Genomic DNA, 16,542 nt, shown 5'->3' on the forward strand with positions numbered 1-16,542 from the left:
TTGTTGCTTGAGTATAAAAATTTTCCTCACTACCGTTGATGAATTAAATTTTAATTCGGCTTGGTAATTAACCTGAATAAGTTTGAGTAAACATTACTCAGTCAAATTGTCAATGAAAAAAATTACAGCCATCCCTTAAAAACAAGAGATGGCTGTAAATTAAAACAACTACTTACTCAAAAACTTCTTCAGCATTCACAATTTTCAATTTCTTTTCGTTTATCTTAAGCGGATATTTCTGAATATATCGATCTTCATCAAGTATATGCTGTGAAATATTTGAATGTTGATAAGTAATTGGCGAAACTTTATTGCTGACTAAATCTTTCGAAAATTCTTGAGCTCCTTCAGTAACCATTGCGACTTTGATATTCTGGAAATTCAAATATTTTTTAACTGCATTGTCAACATCTTTCTTGGTTAATTTGGGAAGTCTTTTTGCAATCTCATCTATGAAGTAACCTGTCCCATAAAATTCGGAATCCATTAAATATCCGAGCCTTCTCGATTGAGTTTGAACCCAGAGCTTTGAATAGTTAATCAAAAATTGTTTTGTCTCTTCAAAATCTTTTTCTGGAATTCCTTCTTTAACTAATTTCTCTACCTCTCTAATTGCCATTCTCAATGCAAAATGACGATTTGCATTGACAACGGGACGAATCCAAACACTAAAATATTGTTGTCTTCTTGGAATATTTGGGATTGGAAATGTTGAACCGCCATCCTGGATAAAGTTTTCTATGTAGGAGTAATCACCATAATTCAATCCCCTATCGCCACGCATTTTGTTCATCAAAACACCATTGAATGTTCGATGCTCACCTAAATATGAATTTGCAATCATTAAGGCATAAAAATCTTTGTTCGATCTTGTAATATCAATTGGATAACCAAAAGAGATAGCTGTTGAAGGAGTCTTCTTTTCTATTAAGGTGACCTCAATGTTTTCAATTTTTTGAGGCTTTGGAAGTTTCACAACATTTGGTTTACCTATTGGAAGTTTCGATAAATCTTTTTTAATCTTATCAAGAAATTTTTGATCGAAGCTGCCAGCAATCCCAATTGTCAAATTAGATTGATTATAAAATTTCTTGTAAAAGTTTTTGACATCATCAAGTGTAATAGATTTTAATGAAGATACCTTCCCGGCTTCAATTGAGCCATATGGATGATTTTCATAAATCATGGTTTGCAAATAATATTTACCAAGGTTTTCATCATTTTCTCTTCTCAAAGTATTTTTGATATAATTCATCTGAAAATCTTTAAGACGACTAAAATCATTTTCATCCATGCGTGGATTTGTAAGTACTTGCTCAAAGATTGACCAGAACTTTTCAACATTATCTTTATGAATGTCTGCTACGAAAGTTGTTACTTCCTTATCAGGGAATACACGAATTCTTCCAGCAATTGGATAAAGTTTATCGAGCATTTCTTTGTAAGTTACATCACCATAACCACCTTCAGCAATTAATCGAGCCGTCAATTGATTAAGGCCTTCTTTTCCTTTAGGATCATTTACGCTTCCAACACGGAATTGAATTCTGAAAGAGATAATGGGTGAATCTTCAATTTTCAATGTAACGAATTTCATTTTTTGCGGGAATAAAATTTCACTAAAAATCATAAGCACAGACATAATTGAGATAATTAAACTTCTCATTTTAATTTCCCCCCGAAATTAATGTGACTATATTTCTTTTCTCTTTGGTGAAATATTTTTTAGCAGCTTGTTGAATATCATCAGGAGTAACTTTTGAAAGAGTCTGATAAAATTCATCAAGACTGTGTGGTGATCCTGTTACACTTACATAATATGCAAGAGTTGAAGCAATTGCATCTGCATTATCAAGACTATGCAAGAAACTGTATTTCATATTTGACAGAACATCAGCAAGTTTTTTTGGTGATACTTGCTCAGATTTTAATTTTTCAATTGCATTAAATATTTCTTCTTTCACCCTGTCGATATTTTTATCATCTTTTATTCTTGTATAAATTCTGAATAAAGAAGGATCTCTATCGAGCGGCATTTCACCACTTACAAAATCAACCAGTTTTTCATCAAGAACTAATTTTTGATAAAGTTCAGAGGTCTCTGAAAATAATAATTCAGCTATGACATTTAATGCGGCAACATCTTTGTTCCTGGAATCAAATGCTGGAACTTTGTAACCAATATAAAGATAAGGCAAAGTTTTATTTGGATACTTAACTTCTTTGATGCGCTCTTCTTTTTGTTCTGGTTCAATAGGAATATTTGGTTCAAATGATCCTCTTTTCCAATCCCCATAATATTTTTCAATTAAATAAATTACTTTGTTGAAATTAACATCACCAACAACAATGATTGTGCAATATTCAGGTCTATAATATCTATCAAAAAACTGCAGACTATAATCATATTGATTAGGCATATCTTTAATATCTTCAAGGAAACCAATAGTTGTGTGACGGTATGTATGAGTTGTGAAAGCAAGTTTTTGCATTTCTTCATTTAATATCTGAAATGGATTCAGAGCACTTTTATTGTATTCACCTAAGATTGCACCTGCTTCTGTTTGAAATTGTTCTTTGCTGTATTTAAGATTTTTAAATCTGTCTGATTCAATATCAATGATCGTTTCTAAAGCATCAGCACTTGCTACAATGTGATAAACTGTTTGGTCATTCGATGTCCAGGCATTTGAGTCAGCACCGAGCAACTTTAAAATTCGGTTATATTCTACATCAGAATATTTTTCAGTTCCTCTAAACATCATATGTTCAAAGAAATGGGCGAAACCGGTTTTACCAGGCTCGACTTCATTTCTCGACCCGGCTCTGACTACAGTATAATAAGCAACAACACCTGGACTATTGTAAGGAACGACTACGACTTTTAATCCATTTGAAAGTGTATGTTCTTTTATCTCATAAGGAAAAATTTTTTGTCCATAAAGCTTCATTTGAGTCACCAGAATAATTATTACAAAAACGAATAAAATTAATTTTTTCATAACTCCACCCTCATTTTGTTTTTGACTAAAAAGGGAACTGAAATCTCAGTTCCCTTAAAAAAAATTATTAAAGAAGAAGTTCAACTAAATTCATTTTTACGATTTTTTAAGTGCTGCACTTCCAAGAAAAACAGCAGTAGTATCTAACTCTTCTTCTATTCTTAATAATTGATTATACTTTGCAATTCTATCGGTTCTGCTTGTTGATCCTGTTTTAATCATTCCTGCATTTGTTGCAACTGCTAAATCAGCGATTGTCGTATCTTCAGTTTCACCTGAGCGATGACTTATCACCGAAGTGTAGCCAGCTTTTTTGGCAAGTTCAATTGTATCAAGAGTTTCGGTAAGAGTACCTATCTGATTGAGTTTAATTAGAATTGAATTAGCTATTCCTTTCTCAATTCCTTTTGCCAGAATTTCAGGATTTGTAACAAAAATATCATCACCGACTAATTGAATTTTCTTGCCGAGTTCATCAGTTAAAAGTTTCCAGCCATCCCAGTCTAATTCACTCATACCATCTTCAATTGAAACAATTGGATATTTCTCAACCCAGTTTTTCCAGTAGTTAACCATTTCGACGGAGGTTAGTTCTGAGCCATCAGATTTCTTAAAGACATATTTTTTCTTAGTCTCATCGTAGAATTCACTTGCAGCAGGATCAAGTGCAATTGCTACATCTTCACCAGGTTTATAACCAGCTTTTTCAATAGCTTCAAGAATAACTTCAATTGCTTCTTCATTTGATTTAAGATTTGGAGCGAAACCACCTTCATCACCAACAGCTGTATTATAACCTTTCTTCTTCAAGACAGATTTTAAATTATGAAATACTTCTGCACCCATTCTCAAAGCTTCACTGAATTTTGACGCACCCACTGGCATAATCATAAATTCTTGAAAATCGACATTATTGTCTGCATGTTTACCACCATTAATTATATTCATCATTGGGACAGGAATAACTTTCGCATTTGTTCCACCGATATATCGGTAAAGAGGCATTCCGAGTGCATTTGCGGCAGCTTTTGCAACTGCAAGTGAAACTCCGAGAATTGCATTTGCACCGAGATTGCCTTTGTTTTCAGTCCCATCAAGTTCAATCAAGATATTATCAATTTTTACTTGATCAAAAGGATCGAGACCGACAAGATTATCTGCTATTATTTCATTGACATTTTGAACTGCTTTTTGAACTCCTTTACCAAGATATCTTTTTGGATCTCCATCTCGGAGTTCAACAGCTTCTTGTGTTCCAGTTGATGCACCGCTGGGAATTGCTGCTCTTCCATAAGTTCCATCTTCTAAGATTACATCAACTTCAATTGTTGGATTACCTCGTGAATCTAAAATTTCGCGAGCAATTATATCTTCAATGAGTAACATTTTACACTCCTTTCTTTTTATTACTTGTTTACAAAATTACCTAAGGTTCAGAAGTAATACAAAATTATCGATTGATAATTAAGAAATAATTATTTTTCACAGAACAATTTTTAATTAATTGTAAGACTTCAAATTTAAATTTTGGATGTGGAATTAATTTTTTTATATTTGCAACTACATTGATTGAAAAATTTTTAGATAAAGTTCTTTTGATTATCTGAAAACTTGATGATGGTTGGGCGCGTAGCTCAGGGGTAGAGCATCTGCCTTTTAAGCAGAGGGTCGATGGTTCGATTCCATCCGCGCTCACGCAGTAAAGCCCTGTAATATAACAACTTACAGGGCTTTTGTTTTTTAAAGCATTTCGACTGAAGTACAAATTGAAGTACACCAAAATGAGACTGAGGGTGTCTAATTTTAAGACTAACAATTTTTCTACATTTCGAGCAGTGTATTGGTAAAAGTTTAATCCACTCCGAAGCGTGGAAGGATACGACATTCGTAAAAGTATACATATAAAATTTTCTGTCATCATAATTCGTCATTTTCTTTTTTGTGATGAGTAGTTACAGACGGTAGTTTAAGTTTTGATAATTCATTTCTTAGTTTGTCAGCTGAAAATACTGTGTAATATTTTTCGGTTGTTTTAAGTTCTTTGTGACCAACAAGTCTCTTGGCACTCGCAAGATCAACATTGTTCATATAAAGAAGTGAGATATAAGTCTTTCTGAATGTTCTGAGATCATAACCTTTCTTATCCAAGCCTAAGGATTTAAAGAAGCGTCTCATTGCTTTTCCCATTTCACCTATAGTTGCATAATCAATTAATCTTCCATTAGTAATCTGTTCGCATCTATGTTTTAATAGTGGCACTAAGTCTTCATGGATTGGTATTATATTATAAGTTCGTGTCTTAGGTGAATAATACCTTAAAAGTTTATGATCGAAATCAATATCTTCAGTTTTAATGTTTATAATATCACTTGGCCTCAAGCCTGTAAATAGTAGTAAGTAAAAAGTTGTTTTGAAATTGTCATTCTTTTCTTCAAGTCTTGAAAGCATAAGTTCAAGGTCTGACAGTGAGAAGATAATTACCTGTTTAACCTCAGGTTTATATGTGACATCTGAATTTAACTTAAATATTGGTATGTAATTATACTCAAACAGAAAGTTAAGAAACTTCTTCAAGTTTTTAGTAATCCCATATAAAGTGTTTTGGGCGTAGTGGTATTTTTGAAGTGAGATTAGAAAGTCCTCGCTGGTTGATTTAGTAATTTCACTGCAAGGATCGTTTTCGTTAAAATATTGAGTAAATTTATTGTAGAAATTTTTGTATTCCTTTATAGTCTTTGGATTTTTGAAGCTGTTAATTTTAAGGAAATGCTCGAAAGCCTTTTTAATAGACGATTTGACAATGCCCTTTAAAATGAAGTTCTGATATAGTTTGTCTAGTTCTTTTTGAAATTCACGGGCAAATTGTTCGGCTTTTCTAATATTTTCAGGAGTTACTGTTAGATTAAGAGAACGATTAATTCTCTTCCCTGATAATTTATCATACCAGCTAATATATAAACGGTTACCTTTCTTATAAATACTAGCCATTATTGAAATTCTCCTTAAGTTTTTCAAATAATTCAACAGAGTTAAAACTTGATGTTGAAGTGGATGTATCTACATCAAAGATCTGGTTAATGAAAGTATCACTTGAAACATAAACAGTGTTTTCTTTTATGAACCGTTCTATTTCACTATACGGTACTTTAAAGCGGGTATTGAGTTGAATAACCCCTAATCTACCTTGTTGAATTAAATTATAAACCATTTCACGGCTTATATTAAGACATTGTGCTGTTTCAGTAATAGTAAGCAAAGAAGTGTTTGAATAAGTTTTTTCACTCATAGTTAAAACCAAAATTTAATTACCCTTAATGAATAATAATGGTCAGAGAATTAAAGCATTCCCTGACATATTTGTACTTATATAGAAAAAGAACATTTATTCTACATTGATGTTGATTTCAAAATTTGCCAATAATCCTCTTTGTTTCTGATAATACTCCCTAATCGTTTCTTTATAACTCTCTTGCATTAACTGTTTTAATGTATTCTCATGCTGTATTGGAACTATAAAACTATCGTGGATACATAAGCAAGGAATGTCCAGATCAACAGTTCTTAATAATATTTTTTCTGCGATGTCTGAGTCGATACGTTGTAATTTTAAGCCAATGCCTGAATGAAAATATTTACGAATAGGCTCATGTTTTGATTTAATGGAGTTAATTAGAGACAGAATTCTTGTTTCAAGCGGAATTGATTTATCTGTACAGTTATTAAAAAGGGCCAATAAACTTGGTTCATCTAAAAGCATTTTCTTTATCGCAATTTTTGCCTGTTGAAGTCCAGAGCTATTTAGTAAAATCTGAAAGGCGAGTTTTATTATTTTTCGAAGTTCTGGATGGTAATTATCTAAAGAGTATCCGTCCTGGTTAATATCAAACGGTAAACCCTCGAGATGGTAAAGCATTGCTAAATGTAAACTTTTAAAGTCTAGTTCAATGCTTAATTGGCCATTTATTAAGATACGTTTGCGTTTCTCTTCAGATAGAGATTGATATTGTGCTCCGTAGAACCTTCCACCTTTCTGTAAATCAAGATCATTAAAAACTCTATAAAGGCGAGGATCGAGTTTAAGGGCTTTAATTGGCTTTACAGATTTATGCCACTGAAATTTTATACCGCCAAGGTATAAATTTAAATTTCGACTAGTTATATGGAAGAATAATAAAATGATGCCTGATAGGAAATATTCGTAAGATTGAATAAAATTGGTAGAAATGCCGCCGCGAATGTGGGTTTTGGGTATATGAATAGTTGGTTCTGTTGGTGATGTAGCGGAGATAAGAACTTCATTGGGATACAGTGCGCCATAGAGTTGGTGCAGAACAATAGCTAATGGATTTGCCAAAGAGCTATAATATGCAGGAATAACTTTAATGTTATTGGATGTGGCACTTGCGGAAAAATAATTGGCCCTATTAATTGTGGCTACACGCCCATTAACTGGTATGGAATAAATATTCCCCTTCCGCTGTGGAGCGGAGGTTATATCGGCAATTGACGAATATGAATGGCATTTCGTTGGTTGCCATTCGCCTTCTGCCGCGGCGTTAATATAGTTGCGTGGCGAATTGGGCTGGGCGCCTTTGGCCTCGGCAGATAATTTATTAATTAGCCAATTGTAGTCTTCTTCGCTTTCAATAAATAATATTTGTTGGCCGGCAATATATTGGTTGTATTTGTTTAGGGAGCATTTTAAACTGCATTTGCTGTCGCCATTTGCCACATTTTCATTGGTGGATAGGACTAGTTCTGATTTGACTTCATTGATGGGTATTAAACTAGAGAGGTTTCCATTATTTTGTTTGAGGAGCTTTTTAGCGCTACGAATTTCTTTAATTGATCTGAGTTTTATGATGAAACCTAGGTCGATGAATTGTTGCGTAATTGTTGACCAGGGTTTAGAGTAGGCCCAAAAGAGGATGTTATTTAGATTTAATAATTCTGGTTCTGATGAGATTAAGGCCTGGTTGAATGAGATCTCTACATTTGCCAGAGTTTCTCGGAATGTGTTTGTGGGTTTTATCCTTGTTGCCATTTCATCAACGTTCCGCTTTTTAGCTTTTGGTTTTGGTCGCCTAATTTTGTAGGAGGGTTTAGGCTGGAAAATGGTTTCTACATAGCCAAGATTTAATAGAATATCGAATATTTTCATAACGGTCTCATATGTTTGTGATGTTGAGTTATTCGATTTTAATCTTCTATAGTATTGTGTGGACTTCGGGAAGGCGATAAATTTGTCGTAATATAAGGCATATATTAGATGTTCTATGAATATTTTAATACCCTCCAGATAGGTATTCTTTTTATACCGGATGAGGCCTTTACTAATAGCGAATTGTAATACGTCATTACTGATTTGATTTATGACCGTCGTATAAGGATCATCGTTTGCGATTTTCCTAATAGGAATGAAGGTTATTGAATTATTTAAGTTCTGTGACATAATCTAGTCTCCTTAATAGTTGCACTAAAGGAATTTCTTTCCATTAAAGTTACTCTGTAGATAGTCGAATAGGACTGAATAATAAAATTGGGGAGGGCAAAATTACCCCCCCCGAAATGGAAATTATTGGTCATTGAGTGTCTTCCTCGCTATTATTATTGTTATCCTTTGTCTTAATTGCTAAACGAGATAAGTATTCTTCAATTTGATCCTTACTTAAAGCATTTATCTCATAATACTTTCCATCATCATTAACTACTTTTTTAATTGAGATCCAGTCTGGTCTACCAAGATTATTATACTTTTCTACGAAGTCGTTATTTACGAAATGGGATTTTTCAACTCCTTCGTGTAATAGTCTAAAATATATGTATGGACCATAGTTATTGCTACCAGTTCTAGGTGTTTTACTTAAAACTTGAACGATAACTTCTTCGTTATCCTTAATTTTAAGCTTAGGAGGGTATTTTTTCGGATAACTTATTTCTTCAACTTTATGCTCATCAGAGGTATGTAATTGAATATCCCAGCATATTTTATTATCATTAATTGACTTGATAACAGTCAATGTATTAAAAGGTTTAACATAATCCTTGATAGCTTCGTCTAAACCATCATCTAGAAACAGAGTATGTTCTATTCCCTCAGAAATTACCCTAATGTACTTATAAAATGAATTATTTTTACCTTTATGAATTTTATCTGAAATAATAGTGAATGTACAAGGTATACCAACAAAAATTTCTAACTTTGGTGGTCTATTGAATATTTTATCAGGCTTATTAACATTTAGCATATTTTGAACTCCTATTTGAGTAATTGTTGAATTTGGATAATTACCTTTCAGATTTATATTACTGATGAATTCCCCTATTGTAGGGTTATCCATAGTACCATTAGTCTCTTCATTAATTTTTTGAGAATTGCTCTGGTAATTCATAATTACCTCCATTGTTTCTTTTTAAATATCCAATTATGATTAGTCTAGCCATCAGGCTTAGACTAACGCCCAATTCTTTTGAAAGGGACTTTAGAAGAAGAAGATTTTCTTCATCAAGTCTCGTTTGAACTGGGTAAACACGAACTCTATTTTTATTTTTCATAAGATTTTACCTCTATTAGTTTAAGTTTAACTGATTTAAAGTGCTGAACACCCAGCACATTTATTAGAGTACTGCAAATTGAAATTGTCATATCTATCATAAACCAGCATCTCTGTTGCATTTATTATAAACTTGCCGTAATAAAAACTACCAATATAATAATTAGACATTTCACATTTATCACATTCAAATTACACTGCAAATGAGCGCATAGATTTTTGCCAAGTCAAGTGGTTTTGAAATTAAAATCAAATCAATTTTGCATTGAAATTAATTTGATTTGAAGTGGTTAGACTTAAAATCAGCTAAAGTTTCGTAAAATCGTTGCTTCGTGATCTGAATTTTTGTTTTGTCAAGTGTTATTAAGGATTTTTTTTAACTAGAATGGACTTTTTTTATTTCAATCAGTAATTATTGCCAACTATTAAGTGTCCAAAGTCATTGGACAAGTATAATCAATTATTATAGTTTTTTATTAAATATTAGTATGAAATATTTTTCTACTAATTTTAGCCTTGGTGAATTGCCATTAAATAAACAGTAAAAAACGACCGGTCGTTTGATTTGAAGTTGAATTTATTAACTTATATCAGAGCTTTTAATGTAATCCATATAGTTGTATACGCTTTCCGGAACAAGATAGTCAACAGCCTGGCGGGCTAAGGATATTGAATTAATCAGTGCATTGGGGTCGTCCTCGGCTAATTTGAGCCAGTTACTTATATACGCCGATTGGTTATCAAGCGTTTTTGGTGCTATGCCACATAACCCGCATAAAAATGAACTTCCAATCTCGGCAACCATCTCTTCAATAGCTCTCTCCTGAGGGGATGGTATCCTTGTTTCGCAGCTTAACCTATTCAGCCTTGACGGGTGACCTGTCCAGTGGATTAGCTCATGAAATAACGATGCATAATATTCTTCAGGCGTGCTAAAATAACTTACGGGCGGTATTGATATATAATCATCTACTGGATCATAAAAGCATCTCTGAAAGTTATTCTTAATCACCAGCTCTGGCTCAAGCCTGTTAATAACATATTCACAATCAAGTATTTTATTACCTGTGTCGTATTGTTCTTTGTAGAGCGTTGTCTGGGATATATTGAAAACATAGCTTACCTTGTATATTGATACCACCTTTGTCTGTTCCTGATTAGTTTCATCATCAAAGTAATCGACTTCATGATGTTTCCAGTAAACTATAGGAAAGCCCTTGCTGTTCTTAAGAACTTTGCCATTTAGATTTTGACATTGAAGGTATGTTAAAAAGTATGGGCTTGGAAAGCTGGTTAAAGAAAGTAGGATATAGTTAATACCATTATAAGGTCTGCGAGTTATAAAGTTCATCGGCACACCAACTTTCCAGGGTTTTCTCCAGGGAATTGTCCCTTTCTCAAAGTTGGCTTTGATGCTGTTAATTATGTATTCAAATAATTCTTTTCGTTTCATATTCAATTACTCCAGCTTAATCCCATTACCGTTGATTTTACTTCTTGCAATAAAGAGAGTAATCGCAGCTTTCTCAATGTCAATCATACCATTAAGCTCTTTCTGGAGTTCAATAGCATCTTTGTATGATGTTAGCAATGTCTGATATAGATGATCTTTCTGAGTAATATCAACTGCAGTTTCATCTTTGCTTTCCTCAACTTTATTCTGCTCTGTATCCTTCTGGACTAAAGGTCTGACTATCCATTTAATGTTTATCTTCTTCCCATTGTTGTAAGCCAGTCTGGTTATCTCGAACATATCGCCACGACGAAAATTCTTTAAGACTTTATGAACCTCAGGATGAGCAAAGAACGAGTATTCCTTGCCATCTGTTTTAACAGCATAAAGATAGTATTCACCGAAGCCATTCTGGCCTGTTATTGCTTCATCGTAGATGAGCTCTACGATTACTGGTTCATTGACAGGTATTTCGAGTTTAGGTCTCTGGTTCATCGTTTGTCTCCTTATTTTGTTGTTTTAGTTTGTATGTGAATTGTTCTGTACCTTCAATAAAAGTTACACCAGCTGGTATTTCCCCGGTGGCCTTGATGAAGGATTTGATCTTATTGAGATCTGGTTTTATTTCTTCAGGAATGATGCGAATGAGTTCTGGTCGAGCATTGCGGAGAAAAGCTTCAATATCAGTGATTTCAATCTTATCAGGATTTTTCCTGACCTTTAAGATACCATTTGGAAGGTCAAGGGTCTTGAGGTTGTTATGCCTCATATAGTTTTCAAGCAGACCCTCATAATATTGTATGCGGTTTTTAAGTGAAGCGTTTTTCTCTTCGAGCCAGCGATTTATGATTTCTATTTCAACACTGGCATCATAGGTGTTTTGGTCTACCTGACTTTTGAGATTTGATATCTCTTTAAGTATTAAATCACAATATGCCCGACTTTGGATCTGTTCGGTTTGTTCAGCTTCTTTCAGAAGTTCGTCCAGGAAGTTTTCCGTATTCATAGGTGTTTCCTCCAATTTGTTTCTGATTGAAATATTGATTTAAGATGTCATTGACCAATTTTGTCATAGGCCTTTTGAGTTTCTGTTTTAGGTGATAAAGCCTTATGACATTTTCTTCAGATATTTTTGGTGAGTACATAAATAGTCTCCTTTCTTTTTATTAATCCCTTGTGATTTGATGGTATATTTGAGTTACATTGAATTTGGATTTGCAGTAAGGGCAATCGACTGAATAGTCGTGCATTATAAACTGCGTTTTTAGTTGATTTTTAAGGGTTTTTGTGGTTCTCTCACAAATTGAGGCAGTAAAGTAGGTTTTGCATTTTGGACAAAGGATTGATATATCAACCCAGTTAATCGTTTGTGTCATGTATTTCTCCTTTTATTGGTTAGTTATCCCATTAAGTAAATGAAATGGAAGGATGCAGTCGGAGACTGCGGAGGGTGTGTGTCAGTGTTTAGTGCGTCTTTTGATAATCTATTGATGGGTAAAATGAGCGGAGAGTGTTTAGAGTTAATTTTATGTGTATAAAAGAAAATAGCTTTAAGTGAGGTTTAAGAGATAGGCGATAAAACAAAAGTAAGAGAGTTCTTCAAAACGCTTCTTGTCTTTTTACTGTAGGCCAATGATACCGCCTCAAGTTTGAATGAGCCATCTGAAATTTTAACTTCATCACCAATATTTAATTCAATGTTACAGCAGAGAACTTTTTTATCTACAATTAGAACTTCTGAGCCGTTGATAAACATATCAGGTTTTAGTTCATCTTTAGACCAAACCCTTACTCTGATCTTATCAGTATCAATTTTTAAACTATTTGCCTCACGATAGTATCTATTGCCGGATACTTTGATCTCTTTACCTTCGCCAGCATATATCAATAGTTTTATCATGTCGCCAGCCACATATTTATTCCAGATAATACTATCGTGGATGCTGTTGCCATATACATACACCGAAAGCGCAAATTGCTGCACGATAAGCAACCTCTCTTCCTCGCTGAATTGACTAAGTGTCTCGCTTAGTTGCAATTGAACATTTCTAATACCCTCTTCAATCTTTTTTATCCTTTCAACCATTGACATTTCCTTTGCATCATCAAGTATAGCTGCGACGCCACGGTTATAACTTTTTAATAAACTAACTGCATAATCTGAAAATGGATTTTCACGGCAGACATTGAAAATATTTTCCACAGGTGGCTCACAATAATCAATCAAGCCTTTAATCCTATCTTTTCCAGCAACTCCTTCACCGATGATTTCCTTATTTACCTGTTCAATTACTTTAACGAGAGCTATATATAATTCATCTAACGGATGGAGATATTCTTCAATGTAAGCTACGCGATTACGAAATTTCTCAGGAATACGCTTTTCGAGGCAAAGTGGCACAGGAACTTCATTTTCAACACAGTATTCATAAAAATCATAGACTTTATTAATCTCATCAGATATATCAGCATTATCCTTAACGGCACTATCAATTACTTTTTCTAAATTCCAATTAAAATTATCTTTTAATTCCTTAAACATCTTTTTATCAATGAGAGCAACGCTGTTCATAACCATTTCTGCATTGGCAACAAAACCAATATTACCTTCGTTGTTTATAACTGACACAACTGTTCTACTTAACCAGTATTTATCATAGGGCAAATCTTGATTTTGGATTTTGCTTAAATACTTCTGGAGGTAAGGATTTTTATATAACGAACCCTCTTCCTCGCTTTTATTGTCTGAGTTCACATCTTTATAAGGAATTAGGCCTTTTATACCGTAGACAAACTTCACATCTACACCATCAGTTTGAAGTTTCAACTTTTGATATTCGCCGAATTGATTTGGATTACGATAAATGATTGCTTCACCACCTTTGACTGGAATAATTACGACGCTATCATCCTGGTCTGCACCCCCCAAGACCTTAAACATCTTTGGTAACAAATGAGGATTAACCCAGAGATTTCCTTTTTCATCAAGGCAAATGGTTTCAGTGACTAAATCAAAGTCACCAACTTCGTTATGGTTACGAAGATCAACTCTAAGGTATGCACGATAGGCGTTGAAGATTGGAATTCTAAAATTGACTGCATTTTCTTTTCCGACTATCTTCAATAAAGATTTTTGAAATATATTCCATGCAGATCGCATCAATCCTGGAAATTTTCTATAGTCGACACCATGTCTAATCGCTGTTCGAAGGGTAAAGCTATCATCAAGTTCACCGTTGGGATCAAGTTCATCCAGATCATCTAACCACTCTGATAATTTTCCATTAACAAGATCAGATTTGAACTGTTCAACTGAGTTGATAAACCAATCGAAGTATTGCTCACCTCTGAATAGAGCCCATAGATTAATCAAGCTTTGAATATCCATATTGACACGGCGAGAAAGCTTCACAGGTTCAAGAGCGACATAATAGCCACCTTCGAAACGGACTTCCTGTTTTAGATTGCCACTGTATATGACGACATCAGATTTAATTTTATCTGATACAACAGCATGACCCTTAACTAAGCCGCCATCATAAAACAGTGTGAATTGAGCCGTTTGATTTGGAGATGCATTCCAGCCTAAGGATTTAGCCAGTTTCTGTGAAATAAGAGAGATGCCATCAACATATTCTGGTGGGTAGTTATCATTTACGAAAACCGAGAGCTTATCAAAGTGGGCACCATATTTAGTTGGCCGAAATATTCGGCTCAGATATTTGCCTACTTTGAAGAGGTTTTGAGAGTTGATTTTGATTTTTAGTCGCTCTGGGAATTTTTCGAATGGAATTAATTTATTATTTAGATCATAAGCATCTATGTGACGGATTTTATCCCTCACATAGGTAAAAGAATGATTAGCGTAAAACATTTTGAGGGCACTGTCTTCTGTCTTGTCGACAGAGATTAAATCAACTTTTGAGAGTTGAAAGCTGGGATTTGTAAAGAATTTGGGTGTATAGTCACCCATTGAGAGATTGAATTGAACCATGTTACCTCCAAGGATTTTTTTTGTGAATGATTTTGTGGATAAAAAAAAGCCACACACAGAATGGACTACATTCTGCATGTGGCTAGAAAAGGAAGAGGGGGTGGGCTCGCATCGAAAAAAATGGGTCCCATCCCAAGGGAGTTACATCAAGGACTGGGTTGGAGGTAGAGGGAGGATTATTATAATTTTTTTTTAAGAGTCAGTTTGTAAAAGAAAAATTATCTTATGGAGGAAGTATGGTTCTAATTAGTTGGCATTAAGTAGAAAAGAATAGGAGAGGAGTGGTCTCATATTTTATGGTTTTAGAAATTATAATTGAGTATTACAACTTGTTTTTATTATTAAGTTATTAACTATCTATCTACATAGAACAATTTTTGTCAAGAATTATAATTTAGAAATTTTAGGATTGTGAAAGTGCATTACGTTATTCTCTTAAAACTTTTCATTCACACGTTTTATCTTCTCCTCGTAGGTCTTCACCATCTCCCGCAGGCTGTCTATAACCTTTCAGTTTTTTTCTATTGTTGTGCCAGTAAAGGCTATTTTTATTTTGTTTAGAAGATCTTTTCTTATATTTCCACCTTGATATATATATATAGTGCCCTTGTGTGCTACATCAATTATAACAAGAATATTAGAAGATATCTTCAAATTTTTATTGTTTTGCCTGAAAACTTCCAGCCAATACGCTGAAGATGAGCAAGAAATGGATTTTCTACATAATGTTCTTCGTCAAGTTTGGTGTACATTTTTAGAGTTCCTTTTCAAGAAGAAAATTTATTGCCTTTTCTAATTCTGGAAGTTTGTTTTTGATAACTTCTCAGATTATTTCAGTATCTACTCCAAAATATTCGTGAATAAGTATATCCTTTAAACCGACGATTTTTCTCCACTCTATCGGATAAAGTTCTTTTTTATCATCTGGTATCTGTTTGACAGCTTCTCCAATATTTTCAAGCGGCTTTTAATTTGCATAAAAAAAGCTAGTTCTCAACAAAATCGCTATATTTTTCAATATCTTGTGTGAACTTTTTAATTTTCCCAATCTTTTCAATAATATCTTGGAGAATTATCTTTAATGTGCATTTTTTAGAAATATATAGCTTCTTCAAATATAAAAGTTTTTAATTTTGGTATAATAGCAGATTTTATTACAAGGTCAACTTTTTTACCGATAAGTTCTTCAAGGTAGAATTTTAAATCCATATAATTATCAAAAGTTTTACATCCTTCTTTAAAATCAACAAGTATATCTACATCACTCTCATTGCTCTCTTCCCTCCTTGCATAAGAGCCAAAGTGAGCTATCTCACTTACTCCAAATTTTTCCACTAAATAATTTTTATGCTCCTGTAAAATCAGTTGTATTTTATTTTTCATTTTTTCCCTCCTTAATCAACTTATTCACCCTCACCTTTCCCGTAAGTAAATCCTCCATTAAGCCTTTTTTGATACGATCAAGTTTTTGCTTGTAGGCTTCTACTTTTTCATCTTAATTTATTCTAATTAAGTTTTTAACAATATCTTTTTGCATAA

At 33.5% G+C, this 16,542-nt stretch carries 13 protein-coding genes, 1 tRNA gene and 1 pseudogene; 1 reads left to right on the forward strand and 14 read right to left on the reverse strand.

What is annotated here, in order from left to right:
- Positions 1-172: 172 nt before the first annotated feature.
- From HPY57_02205 to eno, 3 genes are all read right to left on the reverse strand, one after another.
- On the reverse strand, positions 173-1,666 hold the full coding sequence (locus tag HPY57_02205; protein ID NPV10591.1) for an insulinase family protein: 1,494 nt from the start codon (positions 1,664-1,666) through the stop codon (positions 173-175).
- A gap of 1 nt (position 1,667) precedes the next feature.
- Complete coding sequence (locus HPY57_02210; protein ID NPV10592.1) at positions 1,668-3,002, reverse strand: insulinase family protein; 1,335 nt, start codon at positions 3,000-3,002, stop codon at positions 1,668-1,670.
- A 96-nt stretch (positions 3,003-3,098) separates the two neighbouring features.
- Positions 3,099-4,388 (reverse strand): phosphopyruvate hydratase, encoded by a 1,290-nt coding sequence (eno, locus tag HPY57_02215; GenBank protein ID NPV10593.1) that lies wholly within the window; start codon positions 4,386-4,388, stop codon positions 3,099-3,101.
- A 237-nt stretch (positions 4,389-4,625) separates the two neighbouring features.
- On the opposite strand from eno, the gene HPY57_02220 reads away from it, so the two are divergent.
- Positions 4,626-4,697, forward strand: a tRNA-Lys gene (locus HPY57_02220).
- Positions 4,698-4,919: 222 nt separating this feature from the next.
- On the opposite strand, the gene HPY57_02225 is transcribed toward HPY57_02220, so the two are convergent.
- From HPY57_02225 to HPY57_02275, 11 genes and pseudogenes are all read right to left on the reverse strand, one after another.
- Positions 4,920-5,990 (reverse strand): tyrosine-type recombinase/integrase, encoded by a 1,071-nt coding sequence (locus HPY57_02225; GenBank protein NPV10594.1) that lies wholly within the window; start codon positions 5,988-5,990, stop codon positions 4,920-4,922.
- Positions 5,983-6,288, reverse strand: coding sequence for a helix-turn-helix domain-containing protein (locus HPY57_02230; protein ID NPV10595.1), 306 nt, complete (start codon positions 6,286-6,288; stop codon positions 5,983-5,985). Before HPY57_02230 ends, HPY57_02225 begins: the two co-directional genes overlap by 8 nt.
- Positions 6,289-6,384: 96 nt before the next feature.
- Entirely contained in the window at positions 6,385-8,163 is a 1,779-nt protein-coding gene (locus HPY57_02235; GenBank protein NPV10596.1) for a hypothetical protein, read from the reverse strand.
- 421 nt (positions 8,164-8,584) lie between these two features.
- On the reverse strand, positions 8,585-9,394 hold the full coding sequence (locus HPY57_02240; protein ID NPV10597.1) for a hypothetical protein: 810 nt from the start codon (positions 9,392-9,394) through the stop codon (positions 8,585-8,587).
- Positions 9,363-9,557 carry a hypothetical protein gene (locus HPY57_02245; GenBank protein NPV10598.1) on the reverse strand — a complete coding sequence of 65 codons (195 nt, stop codon included), beginning with the start codon at positions 9,555-9,557 and terminating at the stop codon, positions 9,363-9,365. Before HPY57_02245 ends, HPY57_02240 begins: the two co-directional genes overlap by 32 nt.
- A gap of 579 nt (positions 9,558-10,136) precedes the next feature.
- Positions 10,137-11,009 (reverse strand): DUF1738 domain-containing protein, encoded by an 873-nt coding sequence (locus HPY57_02250; protein NPV10599.1) that lies wholly within the window; start codon positions 11,007-11,009, stop codon positions 10,137-10,139.
- A gap of 6 nt (positions 11,010-11,015) precedes the next feature.
- A complete protein-coding gene (locus tag HPY57_02255; protein NPV10600.1) occupies positions 11,016-11,504 on the reverse strand; it encodes a hypothetical protein in 489 nt (162 codons plus the stop codon).
- The gene (locus HPY57_02260; GenBank protein NPV10601.1) at positions 11,488-12,015 is read right to left on the reverse strand and encodes a hypothetical protein; all 528 of its coding nucleotides are present in this window, start codon (positions 12,013-12,015) and stop codon (positions 11,488-11,490) included. Before HPY57_02260 ends, HPY57_02255 begins: the two co-directional genes overlap by 17 nt.
- A gap of 555 nt (positions 12,016-12,570) precedes the next feature.
- Positions 12,571-15,003: a hypothetical protein gene (locus tag HPY57_02265; GenBank protein ID NPV10602.1), complete on the reverse strand. Its 2,433-nt coding sequence runs from the start codon at positions 15,001-15,003 to the stop codon at positions 12,571-12,573.
- 754 nt (positions 15,004-15,757) lie between these two features.
- Positions 15,758-16,103, reverse strand: a pseudogene (locus HPY57_02270) (DUF86 domain-containing protein).
- A complete protein-coding gene (locus HPY57_02275) occupies positions 16,096-16,386 on the reverse strand; it encodes a nucleotidyltransferase family protein (GenBank protein NPV10603.1) in 291 nt (96 codons plus the stop codon). The pseudogene HPY57_02270 and the gene HPY57_02275 overlap by 8 nt, the downstream one beginning before the upstream one ends.
- Positions 16,387-16,542: the final 156 nt, after the last annotated feature.

This window comes from Ignavibacteria bacterium, assembly GCA_013177855.1.
Taxonomy (GTDB): domain Bacteria; phylum Bacteroidota; class Ignavibacteria; order Ch128b; family Ch128b; genus Ch128b.